Below are 23,242 nucleotides of genomic sequence, written 5' to 3'. Positions count from 1 at the left end.
AGAAGCCTATTTTTTCAAAAAATAGGCTTCTTTTTTATTCACTTATTTAAGTGCAAATGTAAGTTCAGCTTCGCAAGCAATTTGTCCGTCAACTGTTGCTACTGCTTTACCTTTACCAATTGGTCCACGCATTTTCACTAGTTCAACCTCTAGTCTTAGCTGATCACCTGGTACTACTTGTCTTTTAAAACGGCAATTATCGATACCAGCAAATAATGCTAATTTTCCTTTATTTTGTTCAAGGCTTAACGCCGCAACTCCTCCAACTTGTGCTAGAGCTTCTACAATTAGTACACCTGGCATTACAGGATAATCAGGGAAATGACCATTAAAAAACTCTTCGTTAGCTGTTACATTTTTAATACCAATTGCACGTTTACCTTCTTCATGCTCAATGATACGATCTACTAATAAAAATGGGTAACGATGAGGAAGAATTTCTTTAATTGCTTTAATATCTAACATTTTATGTAGTCCTCCATTTGTAAAGATTCATTCTGTTAATAAAAAAGAAGCAAGTCTTAAGACCAGCTTCTATGCGCTATAAATATAATACTATCTTATTTTGTACCTTAACGCAAACCAATAATGAAACAGCTCAATTGCTTACCTGTTTTACTCCCATTACTCTATGTGAGCTGTAACGGTAAGTTTCTTAATCAACTATTCCCCACTTTCTTTCCTTGTTTTATTAGCTGAATTTTAAAAATAGAAATTCATAGACTTTTCTTCCAATCCCCTTAACTTTCCGTATATTCCATGCCATCGAATACCAAAATAATAGTAATTAGTCATTATAAATGAGGTGCTGTGCATTGAAGGTGTTTTGGGTCTTTCTATGTTTATTTATACTAGAGATGTGTTTATTGGAAGGGATCGACTTATATAATGGCGATCATTTTCCTCATCTACTAATGAATATAAAGCTTAGCAAAACAGAGCTAGTAGGTGAAGATTATGTTTTAATTTTCTTTTTTACTGTACCATTCGGAGTTGCTAAAATCGTCCTATCGTATATGAAAAAACTAAAAAAGAAACGAAACCAAGAACAAAATCAAAATACTTCTAATTAAAACGAAAGAGAATGCAGTTAGCGTTTCTATGCTGCATTCTCTTTTGTTTTTGCTTTTTTTTGGATAATTGCAATGACCAACAGAACAGTTGGAATAATGATTTGTAATGGGATATGTAGATAGTAAGGCACAATGTCGAATCCCTCTTTATAATGCTCTAAATAATCGGGTGCCATCCATACAGAACTAAGTAATATGATTACTGCAATTGGATAAGTAAGGGTATCCGATTTCTTTATTTTAAATAAATCTGCTGCTCCAATGACTGCACAAAAGAAAAACACCGTAATCTTAATAAATCCCCCTACAGCAATAATAATGACAATGATTGAATCAAGTCTTTGAATAAAATCGGCAATATTGATGTAACTTATTGCTGTTAAAATCGGATATGTAGCTCTCTCTACCGTGTTAGCTCCTAAAATGCATATGTTTAGCATCGTTACTAACGTTAAAACCAGGCCTGCAAAAATTAAACCAGGAACGCCGATCTTCCACGCATATTCCGCTTTCTTTAAATAAGGTAAAATCATTGTAAATACTATCGTTTCACCAAATGGAAAAGTAACGGTCAAAGGGTATGCTTCTTTTATTATGGTCTTCCACCCCGTCTCTAGTACGGGTCTTAGATTATCAGTTTTTATGATCCCTGCAATTACTTCAAAACCAATTAATGCTACCGTTATGAAGATGATTACGAAAAACACAAACTCACATACCCTGCCGAATACTTCAAATCCTTTAAAGACTGCATACATACATAAGAATAAAAATAAAATACCGATTGAAATATTTGAGGACGCGTTGTAAAGTGTAATCACTAGTAATTCTTCAAAATCTCTAAGAACTCGGGCACCTATATAAATAAAATAGAGAATATAAACCATTGCTAGTATTTTGCCTGCAAACTTCCCCAAAATAGATTGAATATATCTTGTAAATGGTAATTCGGGATATAGATCAAATAATTTAATGTAAACACACAATAGTAAGCATCCCGTAACCAAGGCGGTTAAAACACTAATCCAAGCATCCTGCATTGCACCAGATGCAAGTCCTACTAATGTAGCGCTCCCCATTTCAAATAAATATAACATACTAAAGAATTGGTAAGCACCAATTGATAATTTTCGATTCATTAGCATTCCCTTCTTTTCTAAAATGGATAAGCTTTTTTTCTCATACCTATATTATTTATTTGAACATCTACATTAACTTTCACTTTTGCTTTTTGAAATTGTTCATTCCAATTTTTCTCATATTTTTTAAAAACCTTTGGTTCTGATAAATGAAGTTTATCACCAAATCCAAAAATATCTGACCCATACCCTTGTGCTTCTTTAATCCCTTTTCGTATTACTTTCTTTAACTCTTTCTCACTTAATAACTCATATTTTTCTAGCGTTTTGGCTTGATCGAAATTGTCATAACAAAGTACTTCATCAATAACAGCAATGGCTTTTACAGTTATGGTAATTCTTGGTACCTTATGTTTCATTTTAACCTTCGTGTCCGTTTTTACCCGTGTAAGCTCCATCGAATCAAATTCATTTTTGCCACATTTTATCTGTAAATTCGATTCCTTTATTGTATTATCAACTATTTGTACCGATTTTGCTGGAGGACCATCTAACCATCCAACTAACTTTCCTTTTTTAATAATCCCTAGCCCTTCAATTTTGTTATAAGATGATTTCACATTTGAAAAATTTTCAAGCGTTTCAGAATCCTTCGTTTCATGTTCTAAAACTGCACCATTAACGACCGGTTCTCTACCACTGCTTGAAAGAGCTGCTATTACTTGGCGCATTTGTATTTGTGGATTTTCGCCTAAAAGAGCTGACGTATTATTAATTTTTCCTACGATTGACTTAGCCGGTAATTTATCAAGTGCTGGCAAATTATTCATTACCTTATAAACACTGTCATTCCTTGCAATAATGACCGGAATATTAACACGTATTTTGGAATCCCTCTCAAATACATCAAATATATAATTTAATGATTTTTTTTTTGCCAAGTTTTCCCCAATGACAACAAGTGCAACGTGAGAATAAATATTCGATCGAGAAATACTTTTTGTTACATTTCGTGCTGCTTCAGAAATTGTTCTACCTTTTTGTTCTAAGGATACGATTGGCGTACCGATTGAACCAGTCAAACTTGCAATTGCACTCGGATTAACGACTTGAAGTACCATATTGTATTGATTTTCTTCTGGTATATAGTCTATACCCATGGCTACCACGATTGAAACACTGTTTAATTCTTTATAATTAGAACAACTTACCAAAAGTAAACTTGTAATTAGAATTAAGATCATACTTTTTCTTTTCATACTTATTCTCCAGATCTTTGTTCTTTAACAGTTTTGGTATTCCCTTGACTAGGTACAACTAAAATAGTATCTTTTTGGCTTTTTATACGGAATGGAGCAAATGGTGCAAAATATGGCTCTCCAAAAGATCGTAGGCTACACATATGTAATAATATAATTAACCCACCGATCAAAATTCCAAATAAACCAATATAAGCTGCCGCCAATAATAATATAAACCTAAGAATCCTAGCGGCGGTTGACATATTATAATAAGGGATCGTAAAGCTAGCAATCGCTGTAATGGATACGATAATTACCATTGAAGCAGATACAAATCCTGCTTGTACAGCTGCTTGCCCCAAGATTAAGGCTCCAACAATAGAAAGCGCCTGCCCAACCGCTCTTGGCATTCGAATTCCAGCTTCACGTAATACTTCAAAAATTAGCTCCATACCAAGCGCTTCAACAATTGCTGGCAAAGGCACACCTTCACGCTGGGCCGCTAAGCTTACTAATAATACTGTTGGAACGACAGCTTGATGAAATGAAGTAATTGCAATAAAAATTCCAGGTGCAAACAAAGCAGTCCAAAAGGATATATAACGCAGCAATCTTAAAAAAGTACCAATATATGAGCTTTGATAATAATCCTCGGGGGATTGAAAAAACTGCGTAAATGTAGCTGGTAAAATTAAGACAAAAGGTGTACCAGCTGTAAAAATAGCAACGCGTCCTTCCAGTAAGTTACCTACTACAGCATCAGGTCTCTCTGTATTAATGATTGTAGGGAAGATGGTTTTTTGGTCGTTTTGAATATAGTTTTCAATATAGCTGGATTCTAAGATTTCATCTGCATTAATAGCCTCTAAACGATGTTTTACTTCCCTTAATAACTCTTCATCTACAACTCCTTTTATATACATTATTTCTACGTCTGTTCTAGTTACTTCGCCTATTTTCATTGCATCAATTCGTAGCGCTGGGTGTTGTATTCTATTTCGAATTAGCGAAGTATTTGTACGTAAGCTTTCTGTAAAACTATCCTTTGGCCCTCTGATTACAGTTTGCGTTGAAGGCTCTGATATACTTCTAGATTGAACCATTTTTGTACATGCAACCAAGAAGTTACTATCATGGTCTAAAAGAATAACCGTATCTCCAATCAATAAAGCTGATAAGAGATTTGTATAGCTTGATTGTGATTTTAAACTTGAAACGGCGATTATACTTTTTAACCCATTCTCTAAATCTGTTAATGAAAGAGTTGTTTCTTTTTCTGAATTAATTTTGACGATTTTTTCAACGATTCCCTCATTCACTAATTGCTCATTTGAAATTCCATCAATATGAATCGTCGCAAAAGAATACTGCATACCTTCCCCTAGTGTTTCATGACGAACCACAAGGTCGGAGCTATCCCCAAAATCATCTTTTATTCTTTTGATATTTTCTAAAATGTCTTTACTTAAAGAACGAGATATATTATTTTGAAATGGAATTTTTTTATTAGTAGCTGCACTATTGGTTTCTTTGTAATTTAACATTTTTTCACCGCCCCATAATCATGGCTTATTATTCTTATACTTTTTCCAAAATATTTCATTTAATGTATTGTTTTCTAAGTTGTTTATTTTACAAACAAAAAAAGGCTGTCTTATGAGACACCCCTCTTCACTTTTGTTATAAGAATTTTTAATTTTCCCCTCTAGAGTGCGTGATCTTTTAAGTGCCGTGTCTACAAACATAAACACTTTTTTACAAAGTTACCTGCCCATAATAAATTCCAAACAAAAAAATCCCAAGCTCTATTTGCTTGAGATTTCAGTGTGTAATCAAGCTACAAAGCTTGAGCCTTTTATTTTAAATAACGACTTGGAATCTTATCAATATTTTCTAACATAATTCCAGTACCTACTGCAACACACTGCATTGGATCTTCAGCAATGAAAACAGGTACTTTTAATTCTTCAGCAAGTAAAATATCTATTCCATGAAGTAATGCACCGCCACCAGTTAGAATAACTCCACGATCAATAATATCAGCTGACAATTCAGGTGGTGTACGCTCTAGTACTGTTTTTGCAGCTTGTACAATTAAATAAACCGGTTCACTTAGTGCTCTTTGAATTTCATCAGATTGTACAGTAATTGTACGAGGTAATCCAGTTACCATATCACGTCCACGGATATCGATTGATTCATTTCTAGCACCAGGGAAAACAGTACCTACTTCAATTTTAATTTGTTCTGCAGTACGTTCTCCAATTAGCAGTTTGTATTCACGCTTGATATAGTTTAAAATCTCCATATCAAACTTGTCCCCTGCCATTTTAATTGAAGAGGCGGTGACGATATCTCCCATCGATAAAACTGCGACATCGGTTGTCCCACCGCCAATATCAATTACCATGTTACCACTTGGTTGGAATATATCCATTCCAGCACCGATTGCAGCAACCTTTGGCTCTTCTTCAAGATAAACTTGTTTACCGCCGCTTTTTTCAGCAGCTTCACGAATTGCTTTTTGTTCAACAGAAGTGATGTTTGTTGGACAACAAATCAAAATACGCGGCTTTGACATGAATCCCTTTACATCTAATTTATTTATAAAATGACGTAGCATAGCCTCAGTAATATCAAAGTCAGCAATTACACCATCTTTTAGTGGACGAATCGCTACGATATTACCAGGTGTACGACCTACCATGCGACTTGCTTCTTCCCCTACTGCTAATACTTTTCCGCTACTACGCTCTATTGCAACTACTGAAGGTTCGTTTAATACGATTCCTTTACCCTTAACATGTATTAAGACATTGGCTGTACCAAGATCTATTCCGATATCCTTAGAAAACATTCCTTTTGGCTCCTCCTTATTCACTATACTCATGAGCAGTTCCCCGAATACGTTCCATACCAAAATATAATTTTACCATAAAGAACTACATTTAGTAATTAATATTTGTGAACAGGAGGTTAAATATTTCTAATTTTGTTTTCAAGGCTCAGAAACCCTATTTAGTTACTTTCTCAACGTCTTCTTTTTGATACTTTTGCTTTGTAGCCTCTCCACCGCGTAAGTGACGAATTGATTTGTGATAATCCAAAATTTCTTTTACTTCATTTGCCAAATCAGGATTGATTTCAGGTAGGCGTTCTGTTAGATCTTTGTGTACAGTACTTTTTGACACACCAAACTCTTTAGCTATTACGCGTACTGTTTTCTTCGTCTCCACGATATATTTCCCAATCTTGATCGTTCTCTCTTTGATGTAATCGTGCACACTACTCTCCTCCTCTAAATGGATGTGAGAAGCATGAAATGAGACTCGTTTTGACTGACTAAGCTGCTCTTTTTCCTGCTCTGACTGACCTGCTGAGGTACATTTATTTTGACTAGGTAGAAAATCCACGATTCCTCACCTCAAACACCTCTTTGATGGGTTTATAACATTGTATTAGCAAAGGCGTCTAACTATGCACAATTATCAGAAAAAAACAAGTGCCTAACACATATGGGGTATGATTCCCACGTGTTAGGCACTTTGTGAATTACTTAATTATTATTGTTGAATTTTATTTCCAGCTGAATCAGTATTAGAAGAATCTTCTTCATGATCATCTGATACATTACCAGAAGTATTCATTGTATTAGATTTTTTTGTTTCACTTTTTGAATTTTCAGAACTAATAATAGATGAAACATCTTGCCCTTGGTATTTCTCTGGATTAATAGCTACACCATCTTTACGTAATTCATAATGAACATGAATGCCATTTTCTTTGCCAATTAAAGCTGTTCCAGCTACACCAAGAACTTGTCCTTGAGAAACTTTTGTTCCTGGTTCAACACTTACAGATTTTAAGCTTTGATAATATGAAACTAATCCGTTACCGCTTTCTACTACTACTACATATCCTAGCTCAGCATCTTTTTGAGCTTTTGTAACAGTACCACTAAGAGCTGCAGTTACATCAAATTCTTTTCCACTTTTATCAACTAAATCCATACCAGTGTTAATCGTAAAAGTATTATTGTCCATTTGTATTAATGATGCTTGTTGCTCATTTTTTGAAGCAGTATCATCGTAATAATGACTCTTAACTTGAACTGTTGCCTCTTTAGAAACTGGATAAGTTAATTTTTCTTCTGGCTGTGAAGCTGGGATTGCTTCAGGCTCTCTCGTATCAACTGTAGTTCCAGTTTTTGTTGGAGTTGGAGCATTACTGTATTGATACCATAACGCACCAGTTAAAATTACTGCCGCACTTACTAAATAAATTGCTGGTACTACCCAACGCTTTCTTAACATTTTAATAACTTTTTGAGAAGTTTTTTTGTTTTGTTCCTCTCTCATCCTTATCACCTCTGCAATCATTGTCAACAAATTTCTGGAATTATATACGCAATTTAGAAAATTTTAGTTCGACAAAATTCTTATTTTTCCACACAATTTCAAACTAATTCACATTAATCCACAAAATACTGAAAAATATTAACAAATGAAAGCGATTTATCCACAATTCCACAAAGTTTATACACAATATTTGTGGATAAGTTAATAAAGTCCCGTTATGAAGTTAATAAAATATTTTTCTTGCATTTTTCTTTTTTACAAAATATAATCGCATTACAAGCTTGTACGATGTATTAAAAACTTAAACTTAAAAGATTATTTCAGTCATTATATATTTTTTGCGATGATGAAGAAGAGTAGATTATATGAAAGTTTCAGAGAGCTGACGGTTGGTGCAAGTCAGTACGGACATATTTTTGAATGGGCTTCTGAGCAATCAAACCGAACCATATTTATATATGCAGTAGGCTTTGGCGGACGTCTCACCGATAAAAGAGACAGGTATTCAAACTCATGTTTCGATACTGCTTTTTGTCACAAGGTAGTTCAATTCATTTGTTTTGATACTGCAAAGTGAGTCTAACGTTTTTAGACTAATTAAGGTGGCACCACGGGAGTCCTCGTCCTTTTTATAAGGCGGGGACTCTTTTTTTGTACCCAAAAATAAGGAGAGAAAAATAAAATGATATTTACTAAGAAAAAATTCGTATCAATTAGTTTATTACTCACATTGGCACTAACAGGCTGTGGACAACAATCAAATCAGACAGTTTCTAAGTCAGATGATCACACACTACATTTAATGGATACTTCAGATGTTGTAAGTCTTGATAGTTCACTAGCTTTAGATGGACCTTCATTAAACGCACTTAATAGTGTAATGGAAGGTCTCTATATGCCAAATGAAAAAGGAGAATACGTTCCCGCTGCTGCTTTGTCACATAAAGTTAGTACAGATGGCAAAGTTTATACATTTACATTAAGAGATGCCAAATATTCAAACGGGGACCCTGTAACAGCAAAAGATTTTGTTTTTGCAATGAAACGTGCAATTGACCCAAAAACTAAAGCTCAGTTTGCTTACGATTTATACGATATTGAAAATGCAAAAGAAATTAACCAAGGAAAGTTGCCAGTCGATAAACTCGGGGTAACTGCAATAGATGATAAAACATTACAAATTAAACTTGAACGCCCGATCCCATATTTCATTCAACTGACAAGTTTACCGATGTTCTTCCCGTTAAATGAAAAATTCGTTAAGGAGCAAGGTAACAAATATGGTCTAGAAGCAAATACAACTTTATATAATGGCCCTTACGTTGTAAGTAAATGGGAACATGAAGCTGGCTTTACAATGGAAAAAAATCCACAATACTATGATAAAAAGAATGTCCATGTAAATAAAATCGACGTGAAAATCATGAAAGAAACAACAACTGCAGTTAATCTTTATGAAACTGGTGAACTTGACCAAGCGATTATTGATTCTAATGTGATCGATCGTTATAAAGGGAATAAAGAATTAAACAAATTAGCTATGCCAATTGTCTCTTATATCAGCTTTAATCAAAAAAACCCATTTTTATCAAATCAAAAAATGCGTAAGGCAATCGCAAACGGTTTTAATAAAGAGGACATTAGTACAACGCTATTAAACGATGGTTCTATTCCTACTGATCGAATTATTCCTAAAGGTTTAGTAAAAAACTCTAAAGGTGTGGATTTTGTTAGCTCAACATCTCATCCTTCTACAGTAAGTCTAAAGGAGGCAAAAACACTATTTAAAGAAGCTTTATCTGAGCTTAGTAAATCAGAGGCTACAATTTCATTACTAGTAAGTGATAACAATACTTCGCGTAAAATCGGTGAATATTTAAAATCACAATTAGAAACAAATTTAAAAGGTTTAACAGTGAATATTGTCGTACAACCTGCACAACAAAAATTTGAATTACGTCAACAAGGAAACTACGACCTTTCTCTAGATACATGGGGTGCAGATTATCCGGATCCAACGACTTATTTAGAATTGTTTACATCTAAATCAGCTTTAAATGTATTAAACTATCAAAACGCTCAGTATGATCAATTTGTTCAAAAAGCAAATACAATCAGCTTACAAAACGAATCAGAACGTACTCAACTGCTTCATAATGCTGAAGACCTTTTACTAGATGATGCTGCGATTGCTCCAGTTTACCAAGCTGGCTACGTATACTTGCAAAAATCAAATGTAAAAAACATAAAGGTACGTCCATTTGTTGGCTATTTTTATTATAAATATGCCCAAAAGCAATAGGAGCTAAGGAAAGAAGTCGTATTGAAGAAAAACTTATGTTTCGTAACGAACTAACTTTCGCAACTGAAATAGAACCAGTATGTTGCAATACCAAATCAAAAAACACTCTAAATGGACGAATCTTAGTTCAATTTAGAGTGTTTTTTAGTTGTTTTCTTCTTTTTATAAAAAATAATCTTAGCAATTAAACAAAAAAAAGACCCTTATGAGGTCTGTCTTAAAATATCTTCTCTCAAAGCTTCTCCAATCCATCATAATCTTTCTTACTAAGCTTCTTTATGCTGATTCCCTTGTAATAATACTTAACAATCTCATCAAAAGTTTTCCCTTGCTTTGCAAGCTCGTTTGCCCCATATTGGCTCATACCTACTCCATGACCAAAACCTTTTGTAGTAATAATGATTTCATTACCAGAACGCTCCCACGAAAAATCCGTTGAACGTAGGTTTAGTTTTTCCCTAATTTCTTTGCCCGAGAGTGTTTTTTTACCAAACGCTACTTGTTCTACTCGTTTACCTTGCGTTCTTGACGTGACTTTCCCTATGTCTGACTTATTAATTTTTACATTAAGTTTCCTTTCAAACTCACTTATTGTAAATGACTTTTTTGATATATAGTCTGGAGCAACAAAATCCCAAGGACTCGGTACGCTTTTCAAATATGGTACACTATTTTTCCAATATTCTTCGGAGTTTTCTGTGTATCCATTGCTTGTGGAAAAGAATGAAGCAGTTATAGGTTGTCCATTGTAAGTTAATATTTGTCCTTCAGTTGCTTTTACAGCTTTTTCAATTTTGGCTATATTTTTATCGTATTGAGCGCCATATCTTTTCTTCAAGTCGTCGCGATCTTGGAAGACTTGAAAATTAACTGTATCATCTACAATTCCACCTTCTTCAAGCGGTTTTCCTTCTTTCAATCGTTTGATGATAAATGTTCTAGCACTTAAACTTTGTGCTTTTAGTGCTTCTAATTCAAATTTTGCTGGCATTTCTGATGCTACTACTCCCAATACGTATTCCTCGATTGGAAGTTTTTCAACTTTTTTTGTTTTTGTTCTAAAAACTTCAATACTTAGATTGTCATTTTTGTTCGCTGCTGCAACTTGGTTTGCTTTTTTCTGTAGCTGATCAACCAATCTACCATCTGTATGACTATGAAATGGTAGAACAAGCAATGTAGGGATAATAATAACGACTGAGCAAGTAGTTAATCCTGCAGTGATTAATGTTTTAAATGACTTCATATTTTCCTCCTATCCATTTCAAAACAACTTTAAATGACAATTTTCAACTAATTGCCCTTTCTAAAGATAATTTATGTATATGGACAAGCATTTAGAACAAATATAGTATGATTTCAAATTAGATTCTTTTAACAAATTGTATTATTTTTTTATTATTTTTAGAATATTTTAGCTGGTTTCTGTCTATAACTGATAGTAGAAAGTTGCATGAAAATGCAAAAATGCCTGACTCAATGTGGGGTAACACAAAGTGCCAGGCATTTGAATTAGTTTTTAGTTTACGCTTGTAAATCTTTAAGTGTTTCTTCCTCTACAGCTGTGCTTGGTTCGTTTACACGTTCAATGTCCGCTCCAAGTGCAGCAAGCTTTTCATGGAAATTTACATAACCACGATCTAAATGTTTCAATTCAGTAACGCGTGTATATCCATCAACAACTAGACCAGCCAGGATAAGTGATGCAGCAGCGCGTAAATCCGTAGCAGCTACTTCTGCTCCTTGAAGATCATTTGGTCCATGAATAATAGTTGATCGACCTTCGATTTTAATATTCGCATTCATGCGACGGAATTCTTCCACATGCATAAAACGATTTTCAAATACTGTTTCAGTAATCATGCCTGTTCCATTAGCTTTTAATAGAAGTGCCATCATTTGTGATTGCATATCTGTTGGGAAGCCTGGATGAGGCATTGTTTTGATGTCTACAGGTTTTAAATTATCAGTACCAATTACACGAAGACCTTCTTCCTCTTCGATAATTGTTACACCCATTTCACGCATTTTCGCTACAACTGAGCTTAAATGCTCTGGAACTGCATTTTCAATTAATACATTTCCATTCGTAATAGCTGCTGCTACCATAAATGTTCCAGCTTCAATACGGTCTGGAATAATGTGATGAGTTGTACCAAATAATGTTGGTACACCTTCAATTCGAATAGTGCCTGTTCCAGCACCACGAACTTTACCACCCATTGCATTAATGAAGTTTGCTAAGTCAACAATTTCAGGTTCTTTTGCAGCATTTTCAAGAATTGTTGTTCCTTCTGCAAGTGCAGCTGCAGACATGATATTTTCTGTCGCACCTACGCTTGGGAAATCTAAATAGATTTTTGCCCCTTTTAAACGACCGTTTGATTTTGCTTCTACAAAACCATTACCAACCGTAATTTGAGCCCCCATTGCTTCAAATCCTTTTAAGTGTTGTTCAATTGGTCTAGATCCAATCGCACATCCACCTGGTAACGCTACACGTGCATGACCATTTCTTGCTAAAAGTGGTCCCATTACAAGAATAGATGCTCGCATTTTACGAACATATTCAAATGGTGCTTCAACATGTAAATCTTTTGAAGCGTCAACTGTTACTGTATTATTTTCGAACCCAACCTCTGTATTTAAATTACGAAGTACTTCGTTAATCGTGTAAACGTCAGATAGAGTTGGTACGTCATGAATTACATTTTTTCCTTCACTAGCTAGTAGCGCTGCAGCAAGAACTGGTAAGACAGCATTTTTTGCACCTTCTACACGAACTGTGCCTTGAAGCTGTTTCCCGCCACGGACAATGATTTTATCCAAACTTTTCCCCTCCGTGTCCTAATATAGATCTATCAATATTCTACTGTTATAATCGGTGTGCCAATAATAATTGTCGTTGATTTATCAACATTGTTTTCACGTATTGCAATTTGTAAATTAATTTTTTTGCCATTTGCAACCAGAGCGTCATTCCACTGTTCAGTATATGCTGAAACAGAGACGAATGCCCCTTCTTTTATTTCTTCTATTTTTGTTGCTTTAAAAGTCTCCAAAAAATTATTTTTTATACCCTGCAAAACACCTTCAAGTTTACCACCCATTGTCCCCTTTATACAAGTAAAAAAAGTAGGTTGTTTACTAAAAATATTTTCCAATGAGTCTTTTATCAGTTTATTTGTTTCTTTTTCTGTCTGATGGTCCCATTTAGTCCCACTGAGCTCATAAATTACATAACTATTGTTATTGTCAGTAGATGTAACAACGATTCTCTCTGTGATTAAATTATGGTTAAATGTACCAATTATTTTATTACCATTATCAGCTTTCGTCCACTTAAATTTTTTAAATCCCGCTTTATATTTCCCGACTATTTGGGACACCGAAGTATTCATTTTAGCTTCTCTTGCGTATAAATTCCAACTTGTAACCGAAATGTCTTTTTTATTTAATAAGTCTGCAAAGCGGTTCAATTGACTTACACCTGTGTTAGCCATACCAATCTTACCCCAATTAAAAAATAGTGCAGAAGCAAAAGTAATCGTAATTAAAAATAAGTACATTGTCTTTTTCATAATTAATCCCCTCTCTTACTTCCATTTTTCACAGGTAGAGAGGGGTTTATACGATACATTGATACATACTTTTTGACAAATTATTTCAATAAATATGTAATGTTTTTTGTATATTGTAGATAGTCTAAGAAAAAACTACTTACAGCAGAAGAAATTGTAATCGTCAGTAGTACCATAAAAAGTCGAATTTGGGCAACATGACCTTTTTTCATAATACTCTCCCACTTAATTGCAGTTAAAGCCCACCAAGTTAAAATAATGAAAAATAAATGGACAATTATTGCTAATAATGCTTCTGTCCCAACTAAAGCTTCCATTTTTCACGTCCTCTTTTCGGTTGATTATGATAAAAAAATTTTCAAATTGCAAAGTTGGATTTTTAGCCCATAATTTATTAGAAAATCAAATTTTATACTTTTTCTACAAATTAAAAAGTGCAGGAAACATCCCACACTTTTAAGTTAAATCTATTTTACGCCATAAAGAAGTCTTTCACAATGTCTAGCTTATGAAATACATCTAAAGCTAAAGATGGTTTAATACCTAATACAATTGTTAGGATAGCACATACCAATATAACGAAAAGATGTGTCTTTGGAAGTACTATTTTACGTTCTTCACCACTTCTAAAGAAGATATTTTGAAGGATGCCGAAATAGTAAAAATAAGATACTACTGTAGTTAATAGTAGAATTCCACCTAGTACATAATATCCTTTAACTTGGACAAAAGCTCCCAAGAAAATATTTAACTTTCCTATAAACCCTGCAGTTAATGGAATACCTGCTAGCGATAAAACAAATATTGTCATTGTAATCGCTAAAAATGGATTTGTTTTAATTAGCCCTGCAAATGATGATAAAGAGTCAGATCCCCTTTGTTGTTGTACATTGTAGACGATTGTTAAAGTACCAATTGTCATGAATGTATAAGTTAATAAATAAAACCAGATCCCCTCAAACATGAATGGTGAAATACTTACAAATGCGACTAGAACATAACCTCCATGTGCAATACCTGAGTATGCAAGTATGCGCTTTAGACTGTTTTGTTTTAAAGCAATTGTATTACCAATAATCATCGATAACGCAGCCAATGTAGCAACAACTGGTTGCATTACTTCAAATACAGATTTTTGTTCCTTCATCAATAATGCACCAGTAAAAATTGCTAAGAAGATGCGAAGTACGATGATAAACCCACCTGTTTTTGAAACTGTTGCTAAGAATGCTGTTACAGGTGTTGGTGCGCCTTCATAAACATCTGGCGCCCACATATGGAACGGAACAGATGCAAGTTTAAATGATAATCCTACAAATACTAACACAAATGCTATGATCATAAGAAACTCATTACTGCTTGGAATACCTTGTTGAAGAGCCAAATTCATTTCAGTAATGTTTGTTGTTCCTGTTAAGCCATAAGTATAGCTTAATCCGAATAATGTTATTGCAGTTGATATACCACCGTTAATTACATACTTAAGTGCTGCCTCGGAAGAGCCTTCTCTTCTCTTTTGAATTCCAACTAGAATATAGGATGAAATCGAAAGTAACTCTAATCCAACAAATAATGTAATTAAATCACTACTTGAAGCCATATACATTGCTCCAATTAACGCTGTAATAAACAATGTATAGTACTCTGAGCGCTCTGCAATTGCTTTATCTCCTAGAGCAAGTAATAAAACTAAGATTGCTCCGATTAATAAAATAGTTTTAAAGAGAAGCCCAAATGAATCAAGCTTAAACGATCCCGCTAATAGACTTATTGGTTCATGTGAATAAAGTGTGAATAACCATGCAAGTGATCCAACAACGCTTAATAAACCAACCCAACCGACTATTTTACGACTCGCATTTTTAGGTAGTAAGAGTTCAAGAGTTAATAGAAGAAGCGCAGCAGCTACTAGAATAATCTCAGGACCCATTGTTCCCCATTGAAATTCAGATAATGCTTTCCATGTCATCTTCTATACACCTCTAATCCCTTGAATGATAAAATCCACTGATGACACAATCATATCATTTACGAAAGCTGGGTACACACCAAGCAGGACAATCGCAAATACTAAAATAACTGAAGCGATTGCTTCGCGTTTTGACAAATCAGTGAAGGATGAAATAAATTCGCTACTTTTACCGAAGCTTAATTGTAAAATTGCTCTTAATATATAAGCTGCAGTTAAAATAATTCCTAACGTACCGACAGTTGCAATTGCTTTATGAGATTGGAAAAGACCAACAAACGATAGCCATTCTCCTACGAATCCTGATAGACCCGGTAAACCTAACGAGGCCATACCACCAAAAAGCAATAAGCCTGCTAGTCTTGGAGCTGATTTTGAAAGACCTGAAATACGGTCAAAACTAGTAGTATCACCTCGGTTTTCTAACATGCCAACTATTAAAAATAGAAGTGCAGCAATTAAACCATGAGATACTGATTGTAAAATCGCTCCCGAAATTCCAGCGCTATTCATTGCTGCTAATCCAATAATAACAATTCCCATGTGCGAGAAACTTGAATACGCCAATACAGAACGTAAGTCCTTTTGGATTAAAGCAATATAAGCCCCGTAAAGTAAATTAATAACACCAATAATCGCAAGAGCTACCGACATTTTTTCAAATTGCTCTGGGAATACCCCTAAAGCAAAACGAATTAAACCGTAAGTTCCAATTTTTAATAGGATACCAGCGTGAATGATTACTACAGCAGGATTGGCTTGTGTATGAACATTCACCATCCATCGATGGAACGGGAACAATGGTAGTTTGATTGCAAATGCAATTAATAAGCTAACTAGTAGAAGCATTTTTAAATGCTCTGAAATTGGACTAATTGTTTGTTGTCCTGTTGGTATGATGTTTGCTAAAACTTCATAATTTGTTGTGCCTGTACGGGCAAATAGGACAGCTATAACAAATAATAAGAATGCAGATCCTAATCCGTTATAAATTAAGAATTGGTATCCAGCACGTTCACTATCAAATCGGCCCCATTTACCAATTAAAAAGAACATTGGAACTAGCGTTAATTCAAAGAATAAGAAGAATAACACTAAGTTCTGAGCAGCAAATACACCAAACATCCCTACTTGAACAATAAATAGTAGCTGATAGAAGCCTTTTGATCCTTTATTAATTGAGTAACCTGCAATTACAGCGATTAATGAGATAATACCAGTAAGTAAAATCATCACTAATGAAAGACCATCTACTCCAAGCTCAAATTTAACTTGGAATAATCTAGTTGATCCAGCGAAAAATTTTCCAAATGAAAACCAATCATATGAAATATTCAAATCTGTTAAACTAGAATGGGTTTGACCTGCTATATAAGCAAGTATAGTAACTGCAAATGATAAAATCGAAGTCAATAATGCCCAAAGCTTATAAGAATTCTTTGGCGCAAAAGAAACTAGTAATAATCCCAATAAAGGTGAGAAAACAACCCATAATAAGAAATGAGACATCATAAGTTGTACCCCCCTGTCACAACGATTGCTAATAAGATTAGGGCAAGACCAAGTAATGTGATAAATCCATACGTTTGGACTTGACCACTTTGAAGCCTTGAACCCATTCCACCGATACTACTTACAATTCCTTTCACAAGAACTGCTAGCCCCTCTATTACAAAACGCTCAATTGCAGACATTACATGTCCGATTGCAAACATACCTTTTACGATTGAACCGTTATATAATTCGTCAATATAGTATTTATTAAGAAGAATATCGTAAAACAATCCATTTTCTTCTTGTTTCGTTTGCTTTTCTTTTCTTCCATACATATTGTAAGCAAGCGTTATACCAGCTAAAGAAACAAGCGTTGCTACGACCATAATCCAAACCGGCTCATGAGCATGCTCAGCAATCGTAAATGGAGCTCCATCTAATAAAAATTCATTTAAATGGCGACCAAAGAATGGTGTATTAATATAACCTGCAAATATAGCAAGGATTCCTAATAATGACATTGGAAGAATCATTGACATTGGTGACTCGTGAGCACCTTTTGTCTTTTCTTCTCCAGTGAACACTAAGAAAAATAATCGGAACATATAGAAAGAAGTAAAGAATGCAGCAATTAAACCAACGATGAATAAAACGTAATTTCCATTTCCCCAAGTGGCAGCTAAAATCTCATCCTTACTAAAGAAACCAGATAGTAATGGTACACCTGTAATAGCTAATGTACCAATTAAGAATAGTGTAGATGTCCATTTCATTTTCTGACGTAATCCACCCATTTTAAAAATGTCTTGAGTGTGTACGGCATGAATTACACTACCTGCAGCTAAGAATAACAATGCTTTAAAAAACGCATGAGTTGTTAAATGGAAAATACTTGCTGTATAACCACCTACACCTAATGCAAGCATCATATAGCCCAACTGACTAACTGTAGAATATGCTAATACTCGCTTAATATCTCTTTGAACAAGTCCAATACTCGCTGCAAAAATCGCTGTAAATCCACCGACAATCGCAACTACCGTTAAAGCAGTCCCACTAGCAATAAAGATTGGATAAGTCGTCGCTACTAAGTAAACACCGGCTGCTACCATCGTTGCTGCGTGAATTAATGCAGAAACAGGTGTTGGACCTTCCATCGCATCAGGAAGCCATGTATGAAGTGGGAACTGACCTGATTTACCCATTGCTCCTATGAAAATCAAGATCGCAATAAGTGTTAACATACCTGTGCTCACTTCTCCACCTTGGATTACATTGAAAATTTGATCGAAATCAAAGCTCTTTGTTTTCCAAAATAAAAGTACCATCCCAATAAATAAACCAACGTCCCCTATTCTAGTCATAATGAACGCTTTTTTAGCCGCTGCTTTAGCTTCCTCTTTATAAAAGTAGAAACCAACAAGTAAAAATGAACCTAACCCTACTAACTCCCAGAATACATAAAGTTGTAGAATGCTTGGTGAAATGACAAGTGCTAACATCGCAAATGTAAATAAGCCTAAATATGCGAAGAACACTGTAATTCGGTCATCCTCTTCCATATAAGCTGTTGAATAAATATGTACTAATGTACTAACAAACGTAACGATTACTAGCATTAACGAATTTAGCGCATTTACTACATATCCAACATGAATATCGATATTTCCAATTGTTAACCAATTGTATAGTTTCTGCACTGTATCCCCTTGTAGACGGTCAAATAAGACGAACAAGGAGATGATGAATGAGATTCCTGTTAAAGTTGCTCCTAAAATCCCGCTACCTTTCTTTCCTCTTGTACCAGCTAATATAAGGATTAGAAAGGAAATTAGCGGAAGTACCGGAACAAGCCAAGCATACTGCATCATCAAATTCCACCTCCTATTTATCTTTTCAATGAATCAGCTTCATCGATATTGACTGTCTGACGATGACGATACCATGCAATAAGAATTGCCACGCCAACTGCAGCTTCAGCGGCTGCAACTGAAATCGTAAATAATGAAAAAATTTGTCCTGTTAACGACGGTGCTACACCAAGCTTACTAAATGCTACTAAATTAATATTTGCGGCATTTAACATTAACTCAATACAAATTAACACGATTACTGTATTTCGTTTTGTTAATGCACCATATAATCCGATACAAAATAAAATTAGCGCTAAGAGAAGATAAGCATTAATTGGAACTGAACTCATTCCTTCGTACCCTCCTCTTTTGAATCATCTGATTTTGCTAAAATGATTGCTCCGACTAAAGCAATAAGTAATAATACAGACATTACTTCAAATGGCACAATATGATCTGTAAATAATTGTAAGCCAATATTTTTCGTATTGTTTGTTGCTAAATCAACATCTGTTGCGTTAATTGAAAGTCCGTTTACACCTAAAAACATAACGACTCCAAATGCAACGATACCGATTAATGCAGCAATATTTCTCCAATTTCTTTTTGGGTTTTCACTTTCAATATCATGTTTTGTTAACATGATTCCAAAAATCATTAAGATCGTTACTGCTCCAGAATAAATAAGAATTTGAACAACAGCTACGAATTCAGCTGATAAAAGGACATAAATTCCTGCAATACTAATGAATGTTAAAACAAGTGAAAGCATCATATGCATAACTTTCGTTGAGTTTAGCATCATTACGCCACCTAAAATGGCTGATAAAGAAAGAAGAAAGAAAGCAACTACAAAACCACTCATGCTTTATTCTCCTTTCGAATGTTTTGGTCGTTTTCATCAAGCCATTGAAGGTCTTTAAATAATTCATCACGTGAATATTCAGCAAGTTCGAAGTTATTTGTCATAATAATCGCTTCTGTTGGACAAACTTCTGTACATAAATCACATAGAATACAAATTTCGAAATTTATATCGTATGTGTCAATAATTTTCCCTTTTTTCGTAGGATCAGGGTGTTTTTTCCCAGTTAATGTAATACAGTCTGTTGGACAAATTGCTGAACATTGATTACAAACAATACATTTTTCTGGATAAAACTTTTGAATTCCACGAAAACGATCTGGTAACGGAATCGGCTGATTTGGATAATCATACGTCACTTTCTCGCGCGTTAAATTTTGAAGAGTATATTTTAAACCTTTTACTAACCCAATCATGACTCACACCCCTTTAGATTGGTCTATTTGTTTAGAAGAATAAGCTTTTTACTAATGCAGTTATTAAAATATTAGCTAACGAAACTGGTAATAATACCTTCCAACCAAACTCCATTAATTGGTCAGCACGTAAACGTGGGAATGTTACACGGAACCAAATTAATAAATATAAAATTACACTAAATTTTAAAGAGAACCAAACAGCTCCAGGAATAAAGTCTAGACCTGCAATTGGATTCCATCCACCTAAAAAAATAATCGTAATTAACGAACACATTGCAAAAAAGTAAACATACTCTGAGAGCATAAAGAATGCCCAACGGAAGCCTGAAAACTCTGTATGATAACCTGCTACTAGTTCTGACTCAGCCTCTGGTAAGTCAAAAGGCGTACGATTTAATTCAGCTACAGCTGCAATTAAGAAAACGATAAAAGCAATCGGCTGAGTTACAATGAACCATACATTTTCTTGTGCATTAACAATATCATTTAAATTTAAGCTTCCAGTTAATAAAATAACACCTAATACGCTCATTACTAACGGAATTTCATATGATATCATCTGTGCCGCTGCACGCATACCACCAATAAGGGAGTATTTGTTATTTGAAGCCCAACCTGCCGTAACAACCCCAACTGTTGTTAATCCTGATACAGCAATATAGTAAAGTAATCCAACACCTATATCAGCAAACTGTAAGTTCTCTGTAAAAGGTAGAGTTGCTAAAACCATAAAAGCTGGAGCAAATGCAATGACTGGTGCAAGTATAAATAATGGTTTATCTGCCGCTTTTGGAATTGTATCTTCTTTTAAAAGTAGCTTTAATACGTCAGCAACTGTTTGAAGTAAACCAAAACGTCCACCAACTTGGTTGGGTCCAATACGACCTTGCATGAAACCCATGACTTTACGTTCTGATAGGATTCCAAACGTAACAAAACCTAAAACTACAAATAGAAAAATAACGCCTAAGCCTAAATAGATGAGAAAATTTATCCAAGACGGTGTACTTTGTAGAAGATTTTCTATCATTATCCGTCTACCTCCCCAAGTACAATATCAATGCCACCTAAAATAGTAATTAAGTTTGCGATGTTTTCACCTTTTAATAGTTTTGGAAGAATCTGGAGGTTATAAAAGGATGGTCGTCTAAACTTCAAACGATACGGCTCTTTTTTTCCATCACTTGCAATATAGCAACCGATTTCTCCACGCGGTGACTCGATTCTAACGTATCCTTCACCTTTAGGAGCTTTTATGATTTTAGGAACTTTTGCTAAAATATCACCTTCAGCAGGGAATTGTGCAACAGCTTGTTCTAAAATCTTTAGGGACTCTTCAATTTCTAACATTCTGCACATATAACGATCCCATGCATCCCCAACTGTTCCCACTGGAACATCGAAATCAAAGCGATCGTAAATAGAATATGGAGCATCTTTTCGTAAATCATATTTAACACCAGTACAACGAAGATTTGCACCACTTAATGAAAAATTAATGGCATCTTCTTGTGAATATGCACCAATACCTTTTACACGATTAATAAAGATTTCATTACCAGAAACTAAATCGTGATATCCTTTTAATTGCTCTCTCATATAAGGAATAAACTCTTTTACTTTTTCAATCCATCCTTCAGGAGCATCCCACTTAACCCCACCTACACGCATGTAGTTAAAAGTCAATCTCGCTCCACAAAGTTCGTTTAGTAGATTGATAATCATTTCACGCTCACGGAAAGCATAAAGGAATGGACTTACCGCCCCAATATCTAGTAGGTTTGTACCCCACCAAACTAAGTGACTAGCAACTCTTCCTAATTCCATCGAAATAACGCGTAAATACTCTGCGCGATCTGGAACTTTAATATCCATCATTGTTTCGACTGCATGGCAGATAACATAGTTATTAGTCATTGCTGATAGATAATCCATTCGGTCTGTATATGGGATAATCTGTGTATATTGAAGATTTTCAGCGATTTTCTCTGTACCACGGTGTAGATAACCGATGACTGGTGTCGCCTCTTTAATGATCTCTCCATCAATCTTTAACACAAGACGAAATACACCGTGTGTACTTGGATGCTGAGGTCCGACGTTTAATAGCATTTCTTCCGTACGAATCATGGCTTATCCTACACCCCCTCATCAAATTGAACGTAATCTTTTCTTAGTGGATAGCCAACCCAATTATCTGGCAGTAATATACGCTCCAATTTTGGATGTCCTTCAAACTGTATACCAAGTAAGTCGTAAGTTTCACGCTCTGGCCAGTTTGCACCTTCCCAAATTGGAGTAATACTATCAACAATAGGCTGATTTCGGTCTGCTCTTACTTTTAAAGCGATTCCATGTTTACGTTTATAAGAATATATGTAAGAGTAAACTTCCATGTAATCAACAAAATCAGTTCCATGTAATCCAGATAAATAAGTAAATTGTAGTTGTTCATTATTCTTTAAGAACTGTGCTACTTTAAAGTAAGCATCCTTTTTAATTGTAAAAGTTGGATCATGTTTAGATAGCGTATTAATAATTGCTTCCTCAATAACTTCCGCTCCAAACTCTTTTTCAATTAGTGCTTTTACTTCATCTAACAATGGTTGATTGTGCGAAGCTTTTACTTCTTCAACTGGAGCCTCTTTAACACCTTCTGTTTTACCTTTCGCTTTTGCGGCTGCCGCTGCTTTTGCCTTCGCAATTGCAAGTGCTTTCGCTTTTGCTTTTGCCGCTTCATCGTCAGAACCAGCAGTTGCAGTGTCTTCTCCACCCGCTGCTTTTTGTTTTGCCAATGCCGCTGCCTTTGCTTTTGCTGCTGCTACTGCTTTTGCCTTTGCTGCTGCAAGTGCTTTCGCTTTTTCATCGTCTTTACCTTCTGCGGGAGCCTCTCCTCCTGCTGCTTTTTGCTTCGCTAATGCTGCTGCCTTTGCTTTAGCTGCTGCTACTGCTTTTGCCTTCGCCGCTGCTAAAGCTTTTGCCTTATCATCTTCAGAAGTCACCTCTGG

Annotated in this window: 22 protein-coding genes and 1 other annotated feature; of the genes, 2 read left to right on the top strand and 20 right to left on the bottom strand. The window is 34.9% G+C overall.

Annotation, left to right across the window (positions count from 1 at the left end):
* Positions 1–42: 42 nt before the first annotated feature.
* A complete protein-coding gene (gene fabZ / locus CN925_RS12215) occupies positions 43–465 on the bottom strand; it encodes a 3-hydroxyacyl-ACP dehydratase FabZ (protein WP_056469377.1) in 423 nt (140 codons plus the stop codon).
* Between the two features lie 350 nt (positions 466–815).
* Between fabZ and CN925_RS12210 the strand changes: the two genes are divergently transcribed.
* Complete coding sequence (locus tag CN925_RS12210) at positions 816–1,073, top strand: hypothetical protein (protein ID WP_098846498.1); 258 nt, start codon at positions 816–818, stop codon at positions 1,071–1,073.
* Positions 1,074–1,099: 26 nt separating this feature from the next.
* Here CN925_RS12210 and CN925_RS12205 read toward each other — a convergent pair whose 3' ends face one another.
* From CN925_RS12205 to spoIIQ, 6 genes are all read right to left on the bottom strand, one after another.
* Complete coding sequence (locus tag CN925_RS12205; RefSeq protein WP_180232944.1) at positions 1,100–2,212, bottom strand: GerAB/ArcD/ProY family transporter; 1,113 nt, start codon at positions 2,210–2,212, stop codon at positions 1,100–1,102.
* 17 nt (positions 2,213–2,229) lie between these two features.
* Entirely contained in the window at positions 2,230–3,411 is a 1,182-nt protein-coding gene (locus CN925_RS12200) for a Ger(x)C family spore germination protein (RefSeq protein WP_098846496.1), read from the bottom strand.
* A 2-nt stretch (positions 3,412–3,413) separates the two neighbouring features.
* On the bottom strand, positions 3,414–4,937 hold the full coding sequence (locus tag CN925_RS12195) for a spore germination protein (protein ID WP_098846495.1): 1,524 nt from the start codon (positions 4,935–4,937) through the stop codon (positions 3,414–3,416).
* Positions 4,938–5,248: 311 nt separating this feature from the next.
* Positions 5,249–6,250 carry a rod shape-determining protein gene (mreB, locus tag CN925_RS12190; RefSeq protein WP_025569003.1) on the bottom strand — a complete coding sequence of 334 codons (1,002 nt, stop codon included), beginning with the start codon at positions 6,248–6,250 and terminating at the stop codon, positions 5,249–5,251.
* 157 nt (positions 6,251–6,407) lie between these two features.
* Positions 6,408–6,677: a sporulation transcriptional regulator SpoIIID gene (gene spoIIID, locus CN925_RS12185; RefSeq protein ID WP_025569002.1), complete on the bottom strand. Its 270-nt coding sequence runs from the start codon at positions 6,675–6,677 to the stop codon at positions 6,408–6,410.
* 279 nt (positions 6,678–6,956) lie between these two features.
* The gene (gene spoIIQ / locus CN925_RS12180; RefSeq protein ID WP_180232943.1) at positions 6,957–7,751 is read right to left on the bottom strand and encodes a stage II sporulation protein SpoIIQ; all 795 of its coding nucleotides are present in this window, start codon (positions 7,749–7,751) and stop codon (positions 6,957–6,959) included.
* A 334-nt stretch (positions 7,752–8,085) separates the two neighbouring features.
* Positions 8,086–8,382 (top strand) — a binding site (T-box leader).
* 51 nt (positions 8,383–8,433) lie between these two features.
* Here spoIIQ and CN925_RS12175 point away from each other — a divergent pair.
* Positions 8,434–10,053: a peptide ABC transporter substrate-binding protein gene (locus CN925_RS12175; RefSeq protein WP_098846493.1), complete on the top strand. Its 1,620-nt coding sequence runs from the start codon at positions 8,434–8,436 to the stop codon at positions 10,051–10,053.
* A gap of 232 nt (positions 10,054–10,285) precedes the next feature.
* Here CN925_RS12175 and spoIID read toward each other — a convergent pair whose 3' ends face one another.
* The 13 genes from spoIID to CN925_RS12110 all read right to left on the bottom strand — a co-directional run.
* Complete coding sequence (gene spoIID, locus CN925_RS12170; RefSeq protein ID WP_098846492.1) at positions 10,286–11,299, bottom strand: stage II sporulation protein D; 1,014 nt, start codon at positions 11,297–11,299, stop codon at positions 10,286–10,288.
* Positions 11,300–11,577: 278 nt separating this feature from the next.
* Entirely contained in the window at positions 11,578–12,882 is a 1,305-nt protein-coding gene (gene murA, locus CN925_RS12165; protein ID WP_098846491.1) for a UDP-N-acetylglucosamine 1-carboxyvinyltransferase, read from the bottom strand.
* A 32-nt stretch (positions 12,883–12,914) separates the two neighbouring features.
* Positions 12,915–13,634: a YwmB family TATA-box binding protein gene (locus CN925_RS12160; protein ID WP_098846490.1), complete on the bottom strand. Its 720-nt coding sequence runs from the start codon at positions 13,632–13,634 to the stop codon at positions 12,915–12,917.
* Positions 13,635–13,714: 80 nt separating this feature from the next.
* Entirely contained in the window at positions 13,715–13,951 is a 237-nt protein-coding gene (locus CN925_RS12155) for a DUF1146 family protein (RefSeq protein WP_025568971.1), read from the bottom strand.
* A 155-nt stretch (positions 13,952–14,106) separates the two neighbouring features.
* Positions 14,107–15,603, bottom strand: coding sequence for an NADH-quinone oxidoreductase subunit NuoN (nuoN, locus tag CN925_RS12150; protein ID WP_098846489.1), 1,497 nt, complete (start codon positions 15,601–15,603; stop codon positions 14,107–14,109).
* A 3-nt stretch (positions 15,604–15,606) separates the two neighbouring features.
* The gene (locus tag CN925_RS12145) at positions 15,607–17,115 is read right to left on the bottom strand and encodes a complex I subunit 4 family protein (protein WP_098846488.1); all 1,509 of its coding nucleotides are present in this window, start codon (positions 17,113–17,115) and stop codon (positions 15,607–15,609) included.
* Complete coding sequence (nuoL, locus tag CN925_RS12140; RefSeq protein WP_098846487.1) at positions 17,112–18,968, bottom strand: NADH-quinone oxidoreductase subunit L; 1,857 nt, start codon at positions 18,966–18,968, stop codon at positions 17,112–17,114. The genes CN925_RS12145 and nuoL overlap by 4 nt, the downstream gene beginning before the upstream one ends.
* A 17-nt stretch (positions 18,969–18,985) precedes the next feature.
* Positions 18,986–19,300: an NADH-quinone oxidoreductase subunit NuoK gene (nuoK, locus tag CN925_RS12135; protein WP_025568976.1), complete on the bottom strand. Its 315-nt coding sequence runs from the start codon at positions 19,298–19,300 to the stop codon at positions 18,986–18,988.
* Entirely contained in the window at positions 19,297–19,815 is a 519-nt protein-coding gene (locus tag CN925_RS12130) for an NADH-quinone oxidoreductase subunit J (protein ID WP_098846486.1), read from the bottom strand. Before CN925_RS12130 ends, nuoK begins: the two co-directional genes overlap by 4 nt.
* Positions 19,812–20,231 carry an NADH-quinone oxidoreductase subunit NuoI gene (gene nuoI / locus CN925_RS12125; RefSeq protein ID WP_025568978.1) on the bottom strand — a complete coding sequence of 140 codons (420 nt, stop codon included), beginning with the start codon at positions 20,229–20,231 and terminating at the stop codon, positions 19,812–19,814. The genes CN925_RS12130 and nuoI overlap by 4 nt, the downstream gene beginning before the upstream one ends.
* Positions 20,232–20,262: 31 nt before the next feature.
* Positions 20,263–21,264, bottom strand: a complete 1,002-nt coding sequence (nuoH, locus tag CN925_RS12120) for an NADH-quinone oxidoreductase subunit NuoH (protein ID WP_098846485.1) — start codon at positions 21,262–21,264, stop codon at positions 20,263–20,265.
* Positions 21,264–22,364: an NADH-quinone oxidoreductase subunit D gene (locus CN925_RS12115; RefSeq protein WP_098846484.1), complete on the bottom strand. Its 1,101-nt coding sequence runs from the start codon at positions 22,362–22,364 to the stop codon at positions 21,264–21,266. The genes nuoH and CN925_RS12115 overlap by 1 nt, the downstream gene beginning before the upstream one ends.
* Positions 22,365–22,372: 8 nt before the next feature.
* Positions 22,373–23,242 (bottom strand): NADH-quinone oxidoreductase subunit C (locus CN925_RS12110; protein ID WP_180232942.1); only part of this gene is annotated, 870 nt, incomplete at its 5' end.

This window comes from Bacillus sp. AFS055030, from assembly GCF_002574545.1.
Classification (GTDB): domain Bacteria; phylum Bacillota; class Bacilli; order Bacillales; family Bacillaceae_G; genus Gottfriedia.
This window is presented reverse-complemented; position numbering and strand designations above follow the sequence as displayed.